Source organism: Ruegeria sp. C11, from assembly GCF_056537725.1.
The window spans coordinates 67,797-89,644 of record NZ_JBQFSB010000012.1 but is presented as its reverse complement, the minus strand read 5'-3'; the positions used below and the strand labels follow the sequence as shown (position 1 = coordinate 89,644).

Genomic DNA, 21,848 nt, shown 5'->3' with positions numbered 1-21,848 from the left:
CCATCAGGGGCTGCGCTAACTTCCGAAATGGCCAGTGAAGGGTCATAATCGGCCAAAAATGTGGCCACTCAGATGCTGTCGGCCAATCTATCTTTCCATCATTTCCCGGCGAGCCTGCGCTGGCGTTTTTCCGGTCCAGCGGCGAAATGCGCGGCGGAAGTTTTGCGGATCGCTGAATCCAGCCTCCTGCGCGACTTGATCCAGTGACCAGACGGGGTTGCGAAGCAAGTCCAGCGCCCTGAGCCTTTTTTGCCGATCCAGAAGCGATTGATAGGTCACATCCAGCTCGCCCAGCCTTCGGCGGAGTGTCCGGTCGCTCATATGTAATGCTTTTGCCACGGCAGAGAACTTTGGTGCATCGGAAAGGTTCTGCCGGATAATCCTTTCAACCGTTTCCACAAGCTCCATCATTTCCCGTGCCCGTATACCGGTTTCCTGCAGGTACCCCAGTACTTGCTTGTGGGCCAATGGGTCGGCGGTCAACAAGGGCGTCTGATGCCAAGCCAGATCATAGACAAAGGCGTTTTCCGGCTGTCCGAACCGTATGTCGCATCCGAAAACCTCTGTGTATCGCAGGCCGGAGTATACCGGTTCGGGATAGGTCAGGTCGACGCGCAGCGGCTTGAACGTGTCACCGATCAGGTCCAGCGCAAGTTGCATGAAACTGGAAAAAGCCTCTTCAACCAGAAAGACATGGATGTCGGGATCGTGAAATCGACTGTTTGCCGACACAAGGAAAGCCCCGTCTTCGGTCCGCGCATCAAACTCCAGCATACTGCCGGTTTCCTTTTGCAGCCTCAGCCCCAGTTCAATGGCGTCACCCAGCGTATTGCTGGTGATCATCGCAAATCCGACCAGACCGATGGAGGTTATTCTCTCGCGCGAGCCGGTTTCCAGACCCAGTGCCCGATCCTCGGCCATATCGAGCGCACGGCGGATGAATTCACGACCCTGCCGAAAGGAAACGCGGCAGTAGGGGTCGGTCAGGTCTTCGATCGACAGGCCAAGACCTGTCGTCAGTCGCGATGTCGAAATCCCCAGATCCTTCATAGTTGCAGTCAGACAGCGGATCAGGAAAACCGGGATATCCGCGGTCAGATAGCGGGTGTCATTCTCGCCTGCTTCGTGACCTGTGGGCAAAGCCTCTGTGAATGAAGTATCCGGGGTGCCGGGCATTTGTTTCATACAGCCTGTTCGTTCGATTTTGGATCTGGGGGCGCCATCTCCGGAGACATGTGGCCAAACTTCTGCAATACGTTCCGGGTTATGCGCTCGACCTGCCAATCGTGACGTACAAGCCCCATGATCCATTCGCAGGTTCCGGCGGTAAAAACCTCGCCCTTGCCACGTTTCCAGTTCACGATTACCCCGTTACCCCGCGAGCTGCGGTCCAGCGTTTCTGCCGTGACCTCACCAAACATGGTGTGCGCTTTGAAAGTCGCATCGGCGTCTCCGATATAGACGGTTTCGCCCCAAATATCATGCTGTGGTTCGATATTGGTGGCTAGGCCAAGGGCCAGAATCTCCATCTCGGGGTTGGCCCCGTCATTCCCTGTGGCATAGGGCAGGCCGTCCTCCATGCAATAGTCCACGCCATCCACTTCATAGCCAAAGATGCGTGATGCCGCGCCCAACTGATCGCCATAGCCCAGTTGGGTGCCGGCCAGCGCCCAATGACTGGGCCGGTATACCGTGAAACCGCCGCTGCCCTGACCCACGCAGCGCCCCAGCCCAGCATAAACCCCTTTCAACCCATTGACACCAAACGTTTTTGCGCCGGGCCAGTTGACTGGATCAACCTCCCAGGCTGCCGTTACCAGATGGTCCTGATCGGTTCCCACCAGAGGGTCCTGATCGGCCGTATACTTGTAGCAAACCTGGCTGCGCCCTTCGTCCTCGATGCGGGTCTGCCACAGGAAGTTGCCACCGAACCGCGCAATGTTACCCCCGGCTTCTGTGTATCGATCAACGGCGTGACGCATGTTAGCGGACCAGTATTCGTCGTGGCCGACAAATATGGCACAGCGATATCGGCTCAGCAAATCCGGATCGGCATCAAGATCGTGTTGGGTGGCAAAGTCGATTTCAAACCCCTGCACCTCGGCCCAACGGGCGAAATGGCGTTCATAACTGGCCCACCCGGCCGAGGCGTATTTCTTGGAATAGCCATAGCTATACGCCCATTCCATGTAAGGATAACGAACCATTCCACCCGGGGTGTGGGGGGCTTCGGGTACTGCCCGGGGGGCGCCTTCGGGTAATTTGCAGAACCCGCGCGTCCATGGGCGTTGGGTCGAGACCACCGGTGAGAAGGCATTGCCATCGGGACCAGTGATGCCTTCGTAATGGTTCGATCCGCCCCAGCAGTTATAGGCCAGCCAGGTTCCCGTGGCGCAGACCAGCAGATACGGCGCGGGCGGTTTGTCGGCCGCACGGCGGACAAGGAACATGTGGTGTTCCTCGACCATGTCTCCGTCGCGTTCGGCGCGCAATGTCACCAGATAGCCGCCTTCTTTCCAATCGTCGGGAATGGTGAATTCAAAAGACGACTGCCAACCGCAACCACCTACCGAACAATCTGCCGGTGTATCCTGATGCACGCCTTTCAGACCGGTTTCCGTCAGCATGGCCTCATAAACCGCACCGTCGCGACCGATTTCAAGGCTCCATGTTTCGGCGGTCGTCGATACACGCAAGGCCACATTGTCACCGGGCGCATAGGTCATACGCTTTGTATAACCCCAGATTTCCAGTACCTCAGCATCCCGCGACGGACCGATATAGTAGTTATCAAGAATGTGCCGCGCCTTGGCGCGAGTGCGGGGCGTTGTCGCCGGAGCGGCGGATTCCAAGGCGGACATAGGTCATTCCCATAGTGGTAGAAATTCCGGACCAACTGACGCCAGCGGCCCCGCAACCGATCTTTGCACCATTCCTTTTTGCAGAAAAGCCGACAAGTCAAAGCCTCATCTGCTCGCGCAAGAAGTGGCTATAACCATGGTTTTGGCTAATCTGGTGACAGTCGACGTCACATTTTCGGTCTGGGCGTGGGTTCCGAGGCTTTGCCGATCCGAACCCGTTCTCGCGTGCCTTCCCGTTGGAAGGCAGCTTGCTCGGCATCCAGATCGCTCATAAGCGCATCCAGCCGAAGCCGATTGGTCATGGGTGTCGTTTTACCTTCGGCGCGCAGGCCTTCGTGACGGGCACCAGCGGCGTATTTCTTGTTGCGCTGATGCGGTTGGACACTGTCCATGTAACGTGGATCGACCGGCGTTGTGACCGTCAGATATCCTGCCGCGACCGCGCGGTCCACCAGATCGGCGCCACGCGCTGTGCGGACGACAATGGCGTTGGTGCCGGGATCGTTGTCTTCGGTTGCCGGATCAGGAGAGCCACCGGGCCATGTGTCCGAGGCCGCGATATCCGCAGCCTCACCGATACCGTCGGGGCAGACCTTGCAGCGGAAAGGCAGCACCCACATGCTTTCATCGGTTCCCCAGAAATCAGTATAGCGCCTTTCGTGAACCATCCCGTCCGCCGTCTCGACCCGGGTCAGGCCGGGGCAACCGTGGCCGCGATAGCGAAATCCGGTCACCTGTTCGGGGTTGATCCCAAGTTCCTGATCCAGAAAACGCGCCATGCCCTGTGGCGGCATGAAGCCCCCGCAAACCGGGGTCAGCATGAATTTGACCAGCGTGTTCACCCGTGCATCCACGCGCGCAAGATTGCGCAGCGCAGCGATGTCGCAAGGCTTGCCCACAAAGGCAAAAGGGCGATCCTTTTCCAGCTGCTCCAGCACATCAATCAGCGGTGCAGTCGGGCCATAGCGCGACCCGGCACCCGCCAGTACGTCCGCAGCTGTGGGCGAAACGGCGCGTTCTCCGAATGTCGGTTGAGTTGTGGACGCTCTGGCATGCAGAATGAAATCGACCTCACCGCTGTCGACCAGATACATCCCCAAGGCGGTCAAAACGCCCCCTGTTGATCCCTTGTGCCTTACATCGGGATCACTGGCATGGGCGAGAGACATGCTCTGGTAGGGACCCCAGACCAGATCGGTCTTTGTGGTTTCGTCGATCTCGCACCCGGGCAGGCCCTCAATCCGGGTGCCCGGGCACAGATCCATCAGATGATCCACCATTTCATGTGTCAGCTCTCCGGTCACGACCGGCCGCTCGTAACCGGTTTCAACGACCTGCATCTGCACTGTCTGAGGTCCGGCCACCGATTGACACAAGCCACAGCCGATACACATGGCATCTTCGGATATCCGGTTCAGCCGCTCGGCCGGGCTTGATGTTTGTGTCACGAAATTTCCTCCACCGAGCCCATCCCAATCCATCCCCGCCCGTCCGGCTTGTCCAAAAACGGCAGATATAGGGCAGGGCGTATTCTATGATTACCTGCAGATTAGAGCTGATTGAACAGTTCCCCGGGCAAGTTGTCGTGCCGCGGCAAGCCAAGCGCGCGCAATAGACAGAACATCATGGCCTGGTTCGAGGTGACAACAGGTTTTTTAAGATGAGCCTCGATCCGGCTGACGGCCTCAACTGCGCGCATGTCGGTGCAACTGAGTACGATGGCTTGCGCGTCCGGATGGTCGGCCCGGCAGGCAAGTTCAAAAACCTCATCGGGTGTCAGTTCGCCTTGCCCGTAGTTGCCAAGCTCACGACCGATATCGGCACGTTTGACGGTTTCGATCCCGTTGTCAGCCAGAAACGCCACGGCCTGTTCGTTTATTTCACCCAGATAGGGTGAGGAAAATCCAACGCGGGCAGCCCCCAGCGCATTGATCGCCGCGACCAGCGATCCGGCAGCCGTCAGGGAAACCGCGCCCGAGCCTGCTTTGATCTGCCGCGCCAGATCGGTGTCGAATTCTGGTCCGTGGGTCAGTGTCGCCGAAGTGCAGCCGTACAGCACCGCGTCTGGGCGGACACCTGAAATCATCCGCAGATCATGGCTGATATCCGACGCGCCCAGACCTGCCATCTGATCGGCGCCCGGAATCTCATCCACGTCGTAACCGCCCATGCGTTGAAAATGCATAGTGGTGCCGGGTGGGCGCATCAATTCCATGTCCGGTTCCAGATTGGTGTTGGTGAAGGGAACCAGCACACCTATTTTGGCGCGTGTTCGTGTCTGGATCGTCATGTCAGAACTCCTTTCAACACCGAAAGCGCACGCTCCATTACCGGAGGTTGGCATATCGTGGCGCGCAGACAGTCGGGCAGGCCGTAACCACCCATACCGCGCATCAGCAGCTTTGCCTCGCGCAGCGCGATATCGGCACGGTGAGCAGTATCAGGGCTATCAAATCGCAGCAGAACGAAATTGGTGTGACTGTCGGGAACCTCCAGACCCAGCCTGCGGCAGTCTTTGGCAAAACCGTCGCGGATTTCGGCAGTTTGCGCCACGGTTTCCCGCATATGAGCCTGATCCTGCATGGCAGCGGCTGCCATTGACTGAGAGCAGATCGAGATGTTGTTCGGGTTCAGAAGTTTGCGCAGTTCATAGGCGATCTCGGGAGGGAAATACCCCCAACCTGCCCGCGCGCCCGCTAGCCCGTAAGCCTTGGACAGTGTGCGCATGACCACGGTGTCGCCCCGTTCTACCAAACCAAAAATATCTCCGGGGTCCTGAGCTGCATCAGCAAACTCGGCATAGGCCTGATCCACCACCAAAAGCACATCGGCGAGCAGGTTCGACCGCAAACGAAGAATGTCGGAGTTTGAAATCAGGGTCCCGGTCGGATTGCCCGGATTGCACACAAAAACGATCCGCGTTTGCGGGGTCACCGCAGCAAGGATGTCGTCAACCGATACCGTCAGATCAACTTCGCGCGCCTTGACATAATCCGCCTGTACCTGCGCGGTTGCCGAGGCCACATAGGCATAGCCGTAATCAGTGCCAAGAACCCGATCACCGGGCCCGGCAAATGCGCGGATCAGGCTACCGATCAGTTCCATCGAACCTGCGCCGCACAGGATTTTTGCGGGGTCCAGCCCGTGAACATGGGAAATGGCCGCACGCATTTCGGTCCATTCCGGATCGGGATAGAGCGGCACCTGATCCATCGTCGCGCGCCCGGCAGCGATTGCTGCGGGGCTTGCCGGAAAGGCGCTTTCGTTTTGTGCCAGTGAGATGGTATCGGGCCCGCCAAGATCGGCAAGCGCATAGGCCGCCATCGCGTGAACATGAGGAACGGGGCGGATCATGGTGCACCTCGGTACAGCTTGGCTCCGGCCTCGGTCACCAGCCCGCGTTTGCGGTCCCGCGCTATAGCTTTCGGGTCGCGATCGGACGGATCGCCAAAACCACCACCGCCGGGGGTTTCGAAAATCAGATAGTCATCTGCCTCAACCCGAAGCTCGCCTTTGCCGGGGATATCATCACCTCCATCGCGAAACCTGATGCGTCCCGGCGCGCCGGGCAGTCCTCCATCCCGGCCAAGCGCAGGAAACTTCAGCCTTTCGACCGACAGAAACACAATGAACGGAGCGCCGTTCGCCGACGTCATCTCGATCCGCTGTCCCAGCCCGCCCCGGTATTTGCCTGCGCCACCTGAATCCGGCCGCAACTCGCGCCGCCAGATGGTGACAGGCGCTACGCTTTCGGTGATCTCGACCTGAGAACCGTATACCCCCGAAGGGTAGGCGGTAGCTGACAGCCCGTCTGCATGAGGGCGGGCACCAGTGCCGCCGTTGTGGACGGGTTCGACGGCAAATTCGCGCCCTCCATCCCGCGCCACCTCGGGCGCGTGACGCATAGGCAGATCGAACATGCAGGATGCGCCTTCGGCCGGAACTTCATCGGGCAAGGCCTGATGCAGACACCCGAGTACCAGATCAGGTGTCACCTGACCCAACGTGTGCCGCATGGCGACCGGAACCGGGCGCTGCGCGTTCAGGATGCAGCCTTTGGGTCCCGTCACGGTGAAGGGTTCCAGCGAGCCTGCGTTATTGGGAATGTCCGGCCCCACGATGCAGCGCAGCGCGAAAACGGTATAGGCGGTCGCATAGTTTAGCGGCACGTTGATACCTTTGCGGGAACAGCCGGACGTGCCTGCAAAATCCACATGCATCCCATCCTTGCTGACGGTCAGTGTGGCATGCAGTTCTAGTTCGTTTTCATAGCCATCCATCTTCAGTGCATTCTTGTAGATGCCCTCTGGTACCTCTGCGATGGCCTCCAGCGTTCCGCGCCGCGACGTGTCGATGATGTATTGTGAGAGCGTCTCCAGATCGTCGAGCCTGAATTCCTCCATCATGTCCAAAAGCCGTTTCACCCCCGCCTCGCAACAGGCGATCAGGGCATAGATGTCGCCCTCATTGGCAATGGGCTCTCGGCTGTTGGCGCGGACGATGTCGAGTAAAAGAGCATTGGGCTCTCCGGCCTCGACCAGTTTGCAAGGCGGGATCAGAAGGCCCTCGTCATAGATGTCGGAACCTTCCGGCCCCATGCCCAGACCACCCAGATCCACCAGATGCGATGTACACGAGGTGAAACCCACAACCCTGCCGTTCCTGAACGCTGGCATCATCAGCAGAAAATCATTCAGATGACCCGAGGCCAGCCAGGGGTCATTTGTCATATAGATGTCGCCCGGCTGCATGTCCTGCACTGGGAAGCGGTCGCGCAGATGTAACACTGCCTCGGCCATGGTGTTGATATGGCCCGGTGTGCCGGTCACGGCCTGCGCCAGCATGCGGCCTCTGGCGTCGAATATACCGGCTGAGATATCGCCGCATTCGCGGACAATAGGGGAAAAGGCGGCGCGAATCAGGGTCTGTCCCTGTTCCTCGACCACTGCCAACAGCCGGTTCCACATCACTTGCAAGCGGGCAGGGGACAGGTCGTTTGTCGCGGTCATGTTCATCATGCAACTCCTTTCCGGTCACGGATCAGAACCAGATTGCCAACACCGTCCACATGGGCCGAGAAATCGGCCGAGACCAGCGTCGTTGTCTGAGGTTCGGTGATCAGGGCAGGGCCGGTGACCCGGTCGCCCGATTTCAGGCTGTCGCGTGCCACAAAGGCGGCCTGTTTGATCGTACCGTCAATGTCACAGGTGATCGGGCGGGTCTCGGATACGCTGACCGTGGCGGGGGGTGGCATCGCCGGAACTGATTGGTCAGGTCGATCCAGCGTGGACACACGGACTGCCCAGTTCAGTATCTCGATCTCCATTCCTGGCACGGGGCGTGAAAACTGCCTTTGGTATTCTGTCTCGAATGCTGTTGTCAGTGGCACGATATCTTCTTCGGCAAGTGCCCGGTTCGGCAGAGGTATTTCAATCTCGTGGCCCTGACCGCTGTAACGCATGAAAGCGGTGCGGAATGTCTGAACCGGTGCATCCCCAGCGCCTTGCGAGACGACGGCCTGTGCCTCGGCAATCATTTCGTCGAACACGTTATTTATCGCTTGGACATCCAGACCGTTCAGCAACGAATAGCGTGAGCGCACGATCTCGAACGAGACAGGCGCGAACAGGAACCCCACAGCAGAACCGACGCCCGGATTGGGTGGGATCACGATCCGGTCGACTCCTGCAGAACGTGCCACCCGGCTTGCATGCAGCGGGCCGTTGCCGCCAAAGGCAATCATCGTGCGCGCGCCCAGGTCCTTGCCGCTTTCTACCGCGTGCATTCGTCCGGCACTGGCCATGCTTTCGTCGACGATCCGACTGACGCCATCGGCAGCACCGATTGCACCAAGGTCCAGCGGCGCACCGATGACCCTTTCCAAAGCCGCAGACGCGGCTTGCGGATCGATGCTGATATGCCCCTCGGCAAACGTGTCCGGCACGATATAACCAAGCGCGATGTCGCTGTCGGTCACTGTAGGCTCGGCGCCGCCCCGGCCAAACGCCACCGGGCCGGGTTCCGACCCTGCCGATTTGGGTCCGACGGTCAGGCGGCCCAGCCGGTCGACCCCGGCGATAGAACCGCCACCCGCGCCGATCTCGATCATTTCGATCACCGGAATTCGCACCGGCATACCCGAGCCTTTGATGAAACGCGCTGCGCGGGCAATCTCGAACTGTCGCGAGGTTTGCGGGCGGGCGTTGTCAATCAGACAAAGCTTGGCGGTGGTGCCGCCTACGTCAAATGAAAGTACCTGTTCCAGCCCTGAACGTGCCGCGATCCGGGCTGCCAGAATGGCACCTCCGGCCGGGCCGGATTCAACAAGCCGGATCGGGAACCGCGCGGCGGTGTCGATGGTGCACATGCCGCCGCCAGCGGTCATCATCAGGATCGGGCAAGTCACACCTTCGGTTGAAAACCGCTCGGCAAATCGTGACAGATAGGTTTCCATCAGCGGCTGGATATAGGCGTTGGCGACGGTGGTGCAGAGACGGTCGAATTCCCGTGCCTCGGGGCTGACTTTGGACGAGATCGAAACCTTCAGCTGCGGTCGCCGGTCTGCAAGAATATCGCGCAACCGGCGTTCATGCGCGGGATTTGCGTAGGAATGCATGAGGCAGATCGCGACGGCTTCGGCACCGCTGTCATCAAGCTGCTGCAACAGCGCATCAATCGAAGTATCGTCCATCTCGATCAGGACTTTTCCATCTGCGGACATTCGTTCGCGGACGGTCAGCGCCCTGTCGCGGGGCACCAGAAGATCGGGCTTTTCCAGATTGATATCATATTGCGAATATCGCCTTTCGTAAGCGATTTCGAGGATGTCGCGGAACCCTTCGGTCGTGATGGTGGCGACGGTTGCCCCGCGCCGTTCGATCAGCGCGTTTGTCGCCAGAGTTGTGCCGTGAATGAACCCGGTCACCTGACCCAGTTGCCGACCCGATTGTGCCATGACGCGGGTGGCACCCTCCATGGCTCCGTCAGCGGGGTTTTGGTGTGTTGTTAGGGTCTTGGTCGAAGCGACAATGGTCTCGTCACCTGAAACAAGAACGGTGTCGGTAAAAGTGCCGCCAATATCAATGGCAAGGCGCAATGCAGGAGGAGTTGTCATAGGGCATTCCAAAGCTGGACTTCAAAGCATCAGATACGGGAAAATCCGATCTCAGCCTCGGGTGACCAGATCGCAGCCGGTGATACGGCGGTTCAGACAATTTGGAACGCAATGTTTGATCATGGTGTCAGTTGGGCCTGTTGTGGCGATTCCGGCAAGCCGAATTGCGACCTAAATGCCTATGAGCGACAAAAACCTTTTGTACGTCACCCACGTTGAAAGGTGCAAAACTACAGAAATTGGCGAAAATCCCGAGTGCACGAGCCTTACGGGTATCTGCAATCCTGTTGAAACTTTACATTTTTTTGTTTTGGCCACCTACTATGGCCAGAGTATTTGCACATTTTTCATAAGGCAGGCGTGTAGCTTGTACGCCGACCAGACCGGAGGGACCGATGAGCAAGAACGTCTGCGAAGTGTTGTTGGATATCCTCGCCGACGCAGGGGGTCACCAGATTTTTGGTGTGACGGGTGATGCACTCAACCCGCTTCTGGAAGCGATGCGGGGTGATGACCGGTTTGAATGGATCGGCGTTCGCCACGAGGAAAACGCAGCCTATGCCGCTTATGCCCAATCGCACCTGACGGGCGGGATCGGTATTTGTGCAGGAACGGTTGGTCCCGGTGCGCTGCACCTTATCAACGGGCTTTACAATGCCAGACGTGAAGGGGCCGGGGTGGTTGCGATCACCGGTCAGGTGGCGCATCGCGAACGCGGCACCGGCTATCATCAGGAGGTTAATCTGGACAAGGTGTTCGAGGATGTCTGCGCCTATCAGGCCGTCATCAATACCCCGGATCAGATGCCGCGACTGGCCCAGATCGCCGTGCAGCGCGCGCTGCTGAACCGCGAAGTGGTCCGGATCGAACTGCCCATGGATGTGTCGGAAAAGCCGGTGCCCAGCCTGCACCAGATGCATCCGCTGGTGAAAACGCCATCAATCCTGATCCCGCCGGATTGTGAGATCGACCGGGCAGCAGGGATCATCAATGCCGGAAAAAAAGTCGCCATATTTGCTGGAGTTGGCTGCCGCGGCGCAAAGGACAAGGTTATGGCCCTGTCCGAGCGGCTGAATGCGCCTGTTGCCCATTCGCTCAAAGGCAAGGACATCTTCGACTATGACGATCCGAACGTTGTCGGCATGACCGGGTTGATCGGCAACCCCGGCGGGTACCACGCGGTGCGCGATTGCGATGTTCTGGTGATGATCGGCACGGACTTTCCATATGAGTGGTTTTTGCCGGACAAGGCCAAGATCGTGCAGATCGACCGGAGCGTCGAAAATCTGGGTCGCCGCGCCCCGATTGCGTCAGGTCTTTTGGGAGATGCCGGGGCGACGTTGGACCTGCTATTGCCAAAAATTGAGGAAAAAAGTGACCGCAATTTTGCCGACTATCAGATCAAACTTTGCAACAAGTGGCTGAAACAGCAGGATCAAGAGGCGAGTCTTGAGCGCAGTTCCGAACCGTTGCACCCGCAGCTGTTTGCCCGCGAGATTTCGGATCAGGCTGCTGACGATGCGGTTTTTGCCATGGATATCGGGGAATGCACGGTTTGGGTGGCGCGGCAAACGCGGATGAAGGACGGTCGGCGCATGGTTGGTTCATTCAATCATTCATCGTTGGGATCTGGTCTGCCGTCTGCACTGGGGGCTGCGGCACTGGACCCGGGCCGCGAGGTCTGGACATTCTGTGGCGACGGCGGATTTGGCATGTCGATGCAGGATTTTGTGACTGCGGTACGTTATGACTGGCCGATCAAGGTGATCGTGTTCAACAACCAGACGCTTGGTTTCGTGAAGATGGAGATGCAGGTATCGGGCTATGCGATGAACCCCGCGGCGACCGATCTTGTGAACCCCAATTTTGCCGAATACGCCAAAGTGTGCGGTGGCGATGGCGTCCGAGTGGAACATGCCGCCGACATCAGGGATGCGATCTCTCAGGCCAAGGTCAGCCGCAAGCCTTTCATAATCGAAGCGATGGTAACCCCGGGTGAGTTGGTAATGCCGCCCCATATCAAGGCTGACATGGCCTGGGGTTTTGGCATGTCCAAACTCAAGGAAGGTATTTTGCTGGCCAAGGGCGATCATGCGCAGTGGGATAATTGGGTCAAGGAACTCAAGGCACAATGGTGACGTGGGTTATCGGCGCAAATCTGACCGGCCGCATCTGGAACTGACATTGCGATCCCGGAACTCTCCGGGGTCTCTACGGAATACTTCTGTCGGAGAATGGAAGAATGGTACGCAAAATCTATTACGCTGTCGCTTTCCTCGGCCTGCCGTTGACGCTGTTGCTGGGATGGCTCTGGACACCGGCCCTGTGGTTGCTGGTGATTGTCATCCCCTATGTTCTGATTGGTTTTTATGATCTGACCACAACAAAACACAACGTCCTGAACAACTATCCTGTTCTGGGGCATTTCCGGTACATGCTGGAATTCGTCAGCCCCGAAATCCGCCAGTATTTCGTGGAAACAAACGACAGCGGTCGCCCATTCAACCGGATCACGCGCGCGTTGGTCTATTCTCGCGCAAAGGGGCAGCAGGATACACAAGCCTTCGGCACACAATATGACATCATGAAGGTCGGCTATCACCGGTCCAATCACTCGCTGGCGCCAAAGGAAGTGGACAAGAGCGAAGAAAGGATCACGCTGGGCGGACCGCAATGCGACAAGCCTTACAACGCGTCTCGCCTGAATGTGTCAGCGATGAGTTTCGGTGCACTAAGCCATACGGCGATCCGAGCGCTTAACGGCGGGGCAAGGGATGGCGGGTTTGCACACAATACGGGCGAGGGCGGCCTCAGCCCCCATCATCTGGCAGAAGGCGGAGATATCATCTGGCAGATCGGGACCGGGTATTTCGGTTGCCGCACGCCTGAAGGTGGCTTTGACAAGGACAAGTTTGCGGAAAAAGCCGGGAAAGATGTGGTCAAGGCGATCGAGATCAAGCTGAGCCAAGGTGCAAAACCGTCCCATGGTGGCGTACTGCCCGCAGCCAAGGTGGATGAGGAGATTGCGGAAATTCGCGGGGTTGAGCCGCACAAGGATGTGATTTCCCCTCCGACTCATTCAGCATTTGACGGGCCCGAGGGGCTGATGAAATTCGTGCAACATCTGCGCGAGATGTCGGGCGGCAAGCCCGTAGGGTTCAAACTCTGCATCGGGAACCCATCAGAGTTTATGGGGATATGCAAGGCGATGCTCGAAACCGGTATTCTGCCAGATTTCATCACGGTCGACGGGGCTGAAGGTGGTACTGGCGCTGCACCGGTCGAATATTCGAACCGTCTGGGCGTGCCGGCGAACGAAGGGTTGATTTTCGTTCACAATTGCCTGCGGGGGATCGGAGTGCGTGACAAGGTGCGAATAATCTGTTCGGGCAAGGTCGCCACCGGTTATGATCTGGTCGAAAAGTTCGCGTTGGGGGCAGATATGTGCAACTCGGCCCGGGCCATGATGTTTGCGGTCGGATGCATTCAGGCGCTGCACTGCAATACGAACCGCTGCCCTAGCGGCGTGGCCACTCAGGATCCGGTGCGGGCACGCGCAATCAATGTGCCGCAAAAACGGCAGCGCGTTCACCGCTTTCACGACACCACTTTGGAGAGCTTTCGTGAGATTTTGGGTGCGATGGGCCGGCAAACCGTTCGTGAACTGCAGCCTGCGGATATCCTGCGGCGGACTGCCGACGAAAGGGAGCGGAGCTATGCCGAGTTATATACGTTTCTGACGGATGGCGCGCTGTTGAATGGCGAAGTGCCGGAACCTTATGCAGCCAATTGGGAACGGGCGTCTGCCAGCCACTTCTGACCCTGATTATACTAAGCCGAGGTCTGTCACATGCTGAGGTGCAACCCGATCCACAGCGCGATCCAGCACAGGCCGAGGCTTAGTAAAACGTTGCCAGTAGCCATCAGAACGGTGCGTTCACGGCGGAGCTGAAGCGACTGGTAGGCAAAGCTCGAAAAGGTAGTGAACCCACCGCAAAAGCCAAAGACAAGGCGGCGTTCTTCTTCGGGCACTGTTGGAAGGTCTCCAAGGTGCCCGAGCCAGAGGCCCAGAAGAAGGCAGCCGGCCACATTTACGATCAATGTGGACAAGGGCAGTTCATGGGTGACAACACGGGTAAGCCAGTGGCGCAGAACGGCACCCAGACCGCCCCCCAAGGCAAATGCGGCGTGCAGGTAAAACTCGTTCATCTTTGCTTTTTCTGCGCGTGATAGCGCCGCCCGATCGCCTCACCCAGTATCGCAGCGCCCAGACCAAAGGCAATTTCGAACAGAATGGCCACGGATAGGTAACCGATTCCGTCTTGGGCCAGCCTTTCAAGCTCTGCCACGAATGATGAGAATGTTGATAATCCGCCGCAGAAGCCGACAGCACCCAAGTGTATTACATGGGCGTGAACGCGATGCCGGACAGCATAAAGCCAGCCCAGCATCAGACAGGCCGCTATGTTGATCCCGAAAGTCGCCGTCAGAAAAGGCGCGCCGGGGATTTCCAGCGCAAAAACCTCGCGCAGCAGCGACCCCAATGCGCCGCCAACAAAGACGGCACCATACATCAAAATACGTTCACGCAGACCGGTCACCGTTTTCGTACACTCGTCCCCGCCAAATGGATGCAGGTTTCATGACAGCATGCCGTTTTCAGAATTTAGTTCTTTCTCTTGGCGCTGGCCTGCCGCATGGCACCGCCATTACCGGTGATCCTGAGATTGCGACCATTGTCCAGCAGCTCCACGTCTGCCTTTTCAAGCTTTCCTTCCCAACCACCCTTGGTCTTTGCAAGCGCGGTTGTTTCGGGCCCGTCGCTTAGTCGGCTCCAGACCAATTGGGTGCAGTCGCCGTTGACGGTGAAGTCACCATAAATACCGTGTTCCTTGAATTCGTACTCTCCTCCGGCCCAGGGGCAGGTTTCGTCTGCAAACGCAGGCATTGCGGTAGCGCTCAGGCAAAGAGCAGCCGTGCAAAGATAATGTTTCATGGGTTTTCCAACAATAAATAACAAGGATGAACCTAGAGCATTGCATATTCCTGTTCCAACGCAAATCCCGGGATTGCCTGCCCTCGGTTGCTTTGGTTACGAACTGCTCAAACCTGGATAGTATTCCTACCAACCCCCGGAAAGTGAAGAATAACTGTTTCCTTTTCGGCGGGAATGTTGAAGCATGTTAACCACAGTTAACAGGATAGATTTATGGATCAGGATAGCGACCCGTCACGCAAGACATTTCATGATCCGTCGTCAATTGACGACATGGCGGCCATGTATCTTTCAGCGCTGAAGGACGTTTTGGCGTCCCTGAAAGATCATGAAACCGGCGGCAGGAGATTTCAGTCGGATGTGATGTACCTGCTGGCTCAGGCACAGGCCAGATGGCTGACTTCGGCCCTGCGGTATTGGCAGCAGGTTGCCGCAATCATCGGGACGCAGGGCGTGGACGCGATTGAGGCGATCGTGCCCGAACCCAAAGGGCAATCTTTGGAAGCACAGCAACTGGTGTTGCTGGACAAGGCGCGCGCTATCCTGCGCGAAATCTCGGAATTGTCGATGAGTGAGGCTAAGCTTTTGCAGCGCGACTTGATGGATATCGAAGCGGAACTCCGCAATGTGGTGAATTCGGACGATGATGATCTGGATGGTCCTCGCCGTTATGCAAAGCCCAAATCATGAATAACGAAGGCGTTCGCTCCGACTGGATCATTCCGGAGCTGGGATTTGAGGCTGAAACCGAAACGCTGCGCGCTGCAATTGGTGAGTGGGTGAAATCGACACCGCCGGAAATGCAGCCCCAGCTCGGCGAGCAGTTTCTTGCGGGGTCAAAGTACTTTCGGCCGCTGACGATTTTTGCCTGCCAAACGGCGGCGGGCGGCGATGAGGTATCGGACGACACCATTCAGGCAGCTCTGGTGCTGGAATTGTTCCACAACATGACGCTGGTCGTTGACGATATTCTGGACCAATCGGATGAGCGTCGCGGCAAGCCGACAATGCACACGGCCTTCGGGCAACTGACTGCGCTGATGACATCCGGCTTTATGGTTGCGGAAGGGTATCGGATAATGGCCCGGGACCCACAGGTCATTTCCCTACTGTCCGAACTGATGTCGCGTCTGGGTGTGGCTGAGGTGATGCAATGGGACAGCCGCAAGATGCCCCGCGGCGTCGAAGACTGGCGGCGGCTGGCGCAGGAAGATACCGGTTCCATGTTCGAGGTGGCCGCCTGTCTGGGGGACCGCAGCGAAGGTCTGCGCCAGTACGGTGCATTATTGGGCACGCTGTACCACGCGTGTGACGACGTGTCGGATGTGCGGGGCACCGAGGCACTTGGCGGTGGAGGTGAAGAAGACATCCGCGACGGCATCCTGACCCTGCCTGCGGCAATCGCAGTGCGCGAACCAGAGGTGGCAGCGATGTTCCGCAACCCCAACCCGGACAACTATGACGCTTTGGCCGAAGCCTTTCGCGCAGCGTTGCCGGAAGCCGAGGCCGAATTGGACCGAATTGCCGCAAGCGCGATTGCTGAGGCCAGACGGTTCGCAAAAGATCCCAAAAAGCTGATCACTCTGGTCGATCGCACCCGCGCACTGGGCGAAGCCCGCTGACGCGGGCGAACCTGTGCGCTGCTAAATATGTTCTTTGGCGGCGGTCAGGTATTGGGTCGAATGACCTTCCTGAAATTGCGCGTAGACGGGTTGGACAAGGCTTGTGCGAATGTCCTTTTTGGTTCGCAAAGACGCCAGACCAAGTGACGCGCGCAACTGCCAGGACAGGGCCGACCGTTCTTCGGCCAATGTCAGAGCAGCCTGATAGAATTCTTCGGCCTTTGACCTGTCATCGCAAGCCAGCGCATGTTCGGCTTTGACAAGATTCAGTTCAATGGCGTGATTGAATTCGCCCCCTTCGGTCAACGGCCCGTGCAGATCGTCCAGCACAGTTGCCGCATCCTCCAGCCGGTTCATTGCAATAAGCTGGCGCGCGTGGTTGGCCTCGAAACAGACACGGTGGTAGTGAACGCCAGCGGCCTTGCAGGCGGCCGCCGCCTTTGCGGTCATCTGCTCGGCTTCTTCCAGCTGACCTTTCTGCGCCATCGCACGTGCGCGCCAGAACGATCCCCACAGCCCGAGGAATCCATATCCGTATTCGCTGGCCACCGCGCTGCATTCTTCGGTCAGCTCCATGACCTTATCCCAGTCGCCGTTCCAGTCGTGCACGCGAATGACGCCATTCGACAGCGCATAGACCAGTGAATACGGGTCTGGCAGGGTGCGGGTATATTCAAGAATATCATTCCCGACCTTCACAGCCTGTTCGGGATACCCCAATGACCAGAGAGCCGCCGCACGGAAACACTCGGAAATCACCTTTGGTTCGGCGGCGGAAAGGCGCGGACCGGGTTGGTCCCAGACACCCTGATCATACAGCTCAAGCACGCGCTCGCCATATCGAACGGACTCGGCATAGTCACCGCGGTTGAAATGCGACCAGCACTGCATGGCGTCCGAGTAGATTTCGTAACGGGCGTTTCCGCTGCGCTCGGCCTCTTCCGCAAGCGCAGCAAAAGTCTTGTGCCCTGCTTCGACATCCCCTCGCATGGTTTGAAACGCACCTATTCCATACAGAACGGCGACGCGAAGATCGGAATCGTCCACATCTCCAAACAGCTCGCGCGCTCGCTCGAATGCCGTCTGCGCCTGAGGCGAGGCATAGCTGGTTGCTGCAAAATGGACGACACCGATGGTCGACTGAAGCTGAAGCTCCAGCTTGGCACGCTCGGCCGGGTCTTTGATTTCGTTGACGAAATCCAGCCCGTGACCTAGCTGTACCAAGGCTTCCTTCATCGAAGCCCGTCCCCATGCCGATTTCCCTGCTGTCAGCCAGTAGGAAACCGATCGGTCCCCAAGGCCCGCAGCCACGAAGTGGTTTGCAACCTGTTCAGGCCCCGATTTGCACCGCTCGGGAAACTTGTCCTCCAGCGTTGTCGCGATCTTTCCGTGCAGCTGAAATCGACGCTTGCGCAGGATCGACCGGTATGCGGCCTCCTGAATTAGCGCGTGGCGGAACATCCAGCTGTTGCCCTTTGCAGACGGGTAGGCCAGATCGGCCTCGGCCAGTTGCTCCATCGAATCCGAAAGATCGGTTAGTGGTGTGTCTGTGACCTGTGCCAGTAGATCGATATCGAATTCGCGCCCGATCACCGCCCCGATCTGGGCGAATTCACGGGTAGAACCCAGCTTGTCGAGACGGGCCATCAAACTGTCCTGCAAGCTTTCGGGCACCAGATCCACGCTGTCCTTGGCTTCCATAGCGGAGCGGGTCAGTTCTTCGGCAAACAGCGGCACCCCATCAGAGCGGTCCAGCAGTTGTTTGCGCTGCTCGGGCGTAAAGGCCTTCTCTTGCGTGATGCTGTCCAACAATCTTTCGACCTCGGCAGTTGAAAGTCGCGAGAGCTTGTGGGTTTCAAGATGGTCGGCGTCCCATTCGGGGCTGAATTCCGGTCGGCTGGTCGCCAGCAGCAAAATCGGATGATCGACCAGCTTTTCTACGAAGCCATTCAACAGCTCAAGCGATGTGGGGTCGATCCAGTGCAGGTCTTCGAAATGCACAAGCAAGGGACCTTGCTTTGCCTGCACAATGACCTGCTCGATCAGCATGTCGTTCGTGCGGGCCTTTTGCAGCGCCGGTGAAAGGTTGAGTGACGGATATCTGTCACAAGGCAATGAAAAAAGCGACGCCATAAGGGCGCGCGCCTCACCCAGATCCCCCTCGGCGACGACCAGCTTTTCCAGCTTGTCCAGCCGCACGTCGTCGTCATCTTCGACCGAGAAATCGAGCATATGCTCGATCCTACGCCGGATGGGATAGAGGGCCGTGTTTTCGAAATAGGGTGCGGATTGAAGGTGGAAAACCCGCGCGCCTTCAATCTTGGCCTGGTTCACAATTTCGTAGGACAGGCGGCTTTTGCCGATACCGGCCTCGCCCGATACAAGGCAAACCCTGCCTTTCCCGGATTTAACGTCATCCCACGCCGCCATCAGGCGCGCGCGTTCTTTTTCTCGGCCAACCAGTGGTGTCAGCGTTTTGCGTGCGGATGTGACGGCAAACCTCTCCTGACGTTGCGCTTCGGAAACGACGCGCCATGCGACCTGTCCCGGTGCGAAACCTTTCAGCTGAATGTTCTTCAGGGGCTTATAGACAAACATATCACCCAATAGGGAGTGGGTCCTGTCGCCGATTATGATCTGCCCCGGCTTTGCCAACCCTTGCAGACGGGCGGCAAGGTTGGGTGTGTCCCCGGCAACGGCCGAGGTGGAATCCACACCACTGCGGTCAAGATCCCCGACCACAACCGTACCGGTCGCAATGCCGATACGCACTTGCAGGGATTCCCCCGCCGTCGTGTCGAGCGACGCAACCGCTTCGACAATTTCAAGGGCAGATCGGCAGGCCCGTTCTGCGGCATCCTCCTGTGCGACAGGATAGCCGAAATAGACAACGACCCCATCGCCAAGGTATTGCGCGACGTGTCCCCCCGCCTTGATAACAAAACGGGAAACCGTGGCCTGATAAAGCGCCATGAGATCGCGGTAGTCTTCCGGATCAAGCCGGGCCGAAAGTGCGGTCGAGCCGACAAGATCACAGAACATAATCGTCAGATGTCGCCGCTCAGCTGCTTCTTCACTGGCCATCGCTCCGCTAGGCTTGGCTGCGACCGAGGCAGAGCTAAGCGTGGCAATGGCTTTGGCGATCTTTAGACGATGGCCAAGGATCGAAACACCCATTTCCTTCAGGTGCTCGTCAGTCACATCCCCTAGAATATCCAGGTCGATGCCGTTCTCTTCGAACACTTCACCGTATTGAGGCAAGCCAATTTCACTTAACCACGCCTCAATTGTCTTTGTTGTCATGGGTCTTCTCTGAACTTACTTACTTAACTTCGTATCTATTTCCGCCGTTTACCGTCAACCGTGTAGTTCCAGAACAATGGGCCCAGACCCATTGTCTTTTTGTCCCACTTGCTGGCAGGTAACCAATCGGTGAACAGCGATCCCAGGTCATCGGGGCTGGGGGTGAACTTGGATTTGGGAAGTTTGAAGTCCTTGGGTGGCCAGAATTTGTTGATCCCCAGAGTTTTGTCCGCGAATGACCAGGCTTTTGCACTGGCGGCAAGTGGCGCCCATGCCACTTTCAGCGCTTGGAACATCTGGCTTGGATAAAATTCCGGTGTGATCATTTCGATGGGCGTGCCCACTTCACCCTTGTTCGGTTCCAGCTGCGCCATCTTGCGCACGCCTTCTGCCGCCATCAGCCCTGTGGCGCAGGCACCCTCTACGGTCGAGACATCAGCGAAGTTTCTGACATATGTTCCTGCCAGGAACATATTCGAAAACCCCGTCTGTACCTCGGGACGATGGGCCCAGCTACCGGTCAGGTTGGCGAACAACTCCTCGCCCGTGTTCGTCTCGACAGAGGTCTGGTACAGATCGATATCTGCAACCGTCAAATCCAGATTTTCCACAATTTCGCGCAAGATATAATCGATGGCGGTCTTGGGATTCTTCAAATCAAGAATGACGTTATTGTTGGCATCCCGACGCTCGGGTTCGACCGACAGCAGTGATTTGAAGTCCGAGACGGTGACATAGAGGAACGTGTTTTCCAGGCCCCATGTGGCGGAATAGTTCAAGAATGTCATCTCATATGGCGCGTCCATGAACACTACGACTTCGTCCGGAATGTCATCGAGCTTGCGATTGAGATAAAGCTCGACCGAGGCCATGGGCTCGGCTTCCAGATAGCGGACCTGTCCAAGATCAGGATCGGCAATGTACAGATCGTTCGTGACCATGGACGCGAACGCACCCGGCGAAACGCTGATGATGACGTTCTGATCCGAGACGTCAGCCACGATATTTTTCTTTTTGACCTTCCAGTCCGTATAGACCGAAGGCGATTTGGTAACCTCGTCGAAAACCAGTTTGCCAATCCTCTGGCCGGATTTGTCCGGATGAATTTCCTTTATCCGGTGCAGATATTTTATTTCGAACTTGTCCCCATACGAATGGAGTTTTTTCAGAAACGGGTCGAGCAGCGTGTCCTTCTTGGGCCCGTCGAAAAGCCAGAGCTGAGGAACCGGAACGCGGTTGCCGTACTTCAGAAACGTTTTGTAGCTGCGGGCAGAGGCCTGCCAGCTGTCGATTGCCCAGACCGTCTGCCAGATTTTTTCATGCAGGCTCACAACTTCGTCCGTGCAATAAGGCCGGCCACGCAACCAGCCATTGAAGGACATCCGGTCAAGTTTGTCGTCTTCGCTGTCCGGGATAGAAAGCAGGTCGACCATCGAATACATGAAAAGGAACAACTCCTCCGTTGGAGCTGCACCACCTGTCAGGTTTCGATAAAAGTCCTGAATTCCGCCCGGGTTGACCATCTCGGGCATGTCATCCAGATGCCCCTTGTACAGAAACTTAAAACTTTCCCGAGGGGTAAAGTTCTTTTCGATTCCCAGATCTTTGGCGACCGACCAGAAGTTGTAATACCAATTGCACAGCATGTGATAGCTGTGTTCGCGCGGGCATTCTCCGTGATCGTGTTCTTTGTGAGATCGCAACATCCCACCTATAAAATTGTCCTGTTCATAAAGGGTTACGTGAAAGCCACGTTCTAAAAGTCTTAGTGCTGCCGTAAGACCAGCGATCCCGGCGCCAACAATTGAAACCTTATGCATTTATTCACCACCTTTGTTGGGGCGACGCCTTGCCTGCACTATTGGCCAGTGTCGCAAGTACCGACACACTACGCGTCATTACCCATTTTGGGAACAGTTTTGGAAAAAATGCAGATGTGGCCCAGAGTTACG

Annotated in this window: 16 protein-coding genes; 4 read left to right on the top strand and 12 right to left on the bottom strand. The window is 57.4% G+C overall.

Annotation, left to right across the window (positions count from 1 at the left end):
• Positions 1-87: 87 nt before the first annotated feature.
• The 7 genes from ACR0NA_RS18930 to ACR0NA_RS18900 form a co-directional block, all read right to left on the bottom strand.
• Entirely contained in the window at positions 88-1,185 is a 1,098-nt protein-coding gene (locus ACR0NA_RS18930; protein ID WP_480731648.1) for an AraC family transcriptional regulator, read from the bottom strand.
• Positions 1,182-2,861, bottom strand: a complete 1,680-nt coding sequence (locus tag ACR0NA_RS18925; RefSeq protein ID WP_480731646.1) for a N,N-dimethylformamidase beta subunit family domain-containing protein — start codon at positions 2,859-2,861, stop codon at positions 1,182-1,184. Before ACR0NA_RS18925 ends, ACR0NA_RS18930 begins: the two co-directional genes overlap by 4 nt.
• Positions 2,862-3,028: 167 nt before the next feature.
• A complete protein-coding gene (locus ACR0NA_RS18920; RefSeq protein WP_480731643.1) occupies positions 3,029-4,309 on the bottom strand; it encodes a Coenzyme F420 hydrogenase/dehydrogenase, beta subunit C-terminal domain in 1,281 nt (426 codons plus the stop codon).
• Between the two features lie 101 nt (positions 4,310-4,410).
• Positions 4,411-5,151: a maleate cis-trans isomerase family protein gene (locus tag ACR0NA_RS18915; RefSeq protein ID WP_480731640.1), complete on the bottom strand. Its 741-nt coding sequence runs from the start codon at positions 5,149-5,151 to the stop codon at positions 4,411-4,413.
• Positions 5,148-6,215, bottom strand: a complete 1,068-nt coding sequence (locus ACR0NA_RS18910) for a pyridoxal phosphate-dependent aminotransferase (RefSeq protein ID WP_480731638.1) — start codon at positions 6,213-6,215, stop codon at positions 5,148-5,150. The genes ACR0NA_RS18915 and ACR0NA_RS18910 overlap by 4 nt, the downstream gene beginning before the upstream one ends.
• On the bottom strand, positions 6,212-7,876 hold the full coding sequence (locus ACR0NA_RS18905) for a hydantoinase B/oxoprolinase family protein (RefSeq protein ID WP_480731636.1): 1,665 nt from the start codon (positions 7,874-7,876) through the stop codon (positions 6,212-6,214). The genes ACR0NA_RS18910 and ACR0NA_RS18905 overlap by 4 nt, the downstream gene beginning before the upstream one ends.
• Positions 7,876-9,975, bottom strand: a complete 2,100-nt coding sequence (locus tag ACR0NA_RS18900) for a hydantoinase/oxoprolinase family protein (protein WP_480731633.1) — start codon at positions 9,973-9,975, stop codon at positions 7,876-7,878. The genes ACR0NA_RS18905 and ACR0NA_RS18900 overlap by 1 nt, the downstream gene beginning before the upstream one ends.
• Positions 9,976-10,370: 395 nt before the next feature.
• Here ACR0NA_RS18900 and ACR0NA_RS18895 point away from each other — a divergent pair, with 395 nt between their 5' ends.
• The gene (locus tag ACR0NA_RS18895; RefSeq protein ID WP_480731631.1) at positions 10,371-12,113 is read left to right on the top strand and encodes a thiamine pyrophosphate-dependent enzyme; all 1,743 of its coding nucleotides are present in this window, start codon (positions 10,371-10,373) and stop codon (positions 12,111-12,113) included.
• 104 nt (positions 12,114-12,217) lie between these two features.
• Positions 12,218-13,795 (top strand): FMN-binding glutamate synthase family protein, encoded by a 1,578-nt coding sequence (locus ACR0NA_RS18890; protein ID WP_480731628.1) that lies wholly within the window; start codon positions 12,218-12,220, stop codon positions 13,793-13,795.
• Positions 13,796-13,821: 26 nt separating this feature from the next.
• Here the strand turns inward: ACR0NA_RS18890 and crcB are convergent, their stop codons facing one another.
• The 3 genes from crcB to ACR0NA_RS18875 all read right to left on the bottom strand — a co-directional run bounded on the left by crcB (position 13,822) and on the right by ACR0NA_RS18875 (position 14,971).
• Positions 13,822-14,184: a fluoride efflux transporter CrcB gene (gene crcB / locus ACR0NA_RS18885; RefSeq protein ID WP_480731626.1), complete on the bottom strand. Its 363-nt coding sequence runs from the start codon at positions 14,182-14,184 to the stop codon at positions 13,822-13,824.
• Positions 14,181-14,576, bottom strand: coding sequence for a fluoride efflux transporter FluC (locus ACR0NA_RS18880; protein ID WP_480731624.1), 396 nt, complete (start codon positions 14,574-14,576; stop codon positions 14,181-14,183). Before ACR0NA_RS18880 ends, crcB begins: the two co-directional genes overlap by 4 nt.
• A 65-nt stretch (positions 14,577-14,641) precedes the next feature.
• Positions 14,642-14,971 (bottom strand): hypothetical protein, encoded by a 330-nt coding sequence (locus ACR0NA_RS18875; protein ID WP_480731622.1) that lies wholly within the window; start codon positions 14,969-14,971, stop codon positions 14,642-14,644.
• A 213-nt stretch (positions 14,972-15,184) separates the two neighbouring features.
• Between ACR0NA_RS18875 and ACR0NA_RS18870 the strand changes: the two genes are divergently transcribed.
• Positions 15,185-15,661 (top strand): hypothetical protein, encoded by a 477-nt coding sequence (locus ACR0NA_RS18870; RefSeq protein ID WP_170652763.1) that lies wholly within the window; start codon positions 15,185-15,187, stop codon positions 15,659-15,661.
• Positions 15,658-16,593, top strand: a complete 936-nt coding sequence (locus ACR0NA_RS18865) for a polyprenyl synthetase family protein (protein WP_170652765.1) — start codon at positions 15,658-15,660, stop codon at positions 16,591-16,593. The genes ACR0NA_RS18870 and ACR0NA_RS18865 overlap by 4 nt, the downstream gene beginning before the upstream one ends.
• Before the next feature lie 21 nt (positions 16,594-16,614).
• Here ACR0NA_RS18865 and ACR0NA_RS18860 read toward each other — a convergent pair whose 3' ends face one another.
• Together ACR0NA_RS18860 and ACR0NA_RS18855 are read right to left on the bottom strand one after the other, a co-directional pair.
• Complete coding sequence (locus ACR0NA_RS18860; protein ID WP_480731619.1) at positions 16,615-19,896, bottom strand: adenylate/guanylate cyclase domain-containing protein; 3,282 nt, start codon at positions 19,894-19,896, stop codon at positions 16,615-16,617.
• Between the two features lie 35 nt (positions 19,897-19,931).
• Positions 19,932-21,716, bottom strand: coding sequence for an FAD-dependent oxidoreductase (locus ACR0NA_RS18855; protein WP_480731616.1), 1,785 nt, complete (start codon positions 21,714-21,716; stop codon positions 19,932-19,934).
• Positions 21,717-21,848 lie beyond the last annotated feature (132 nt).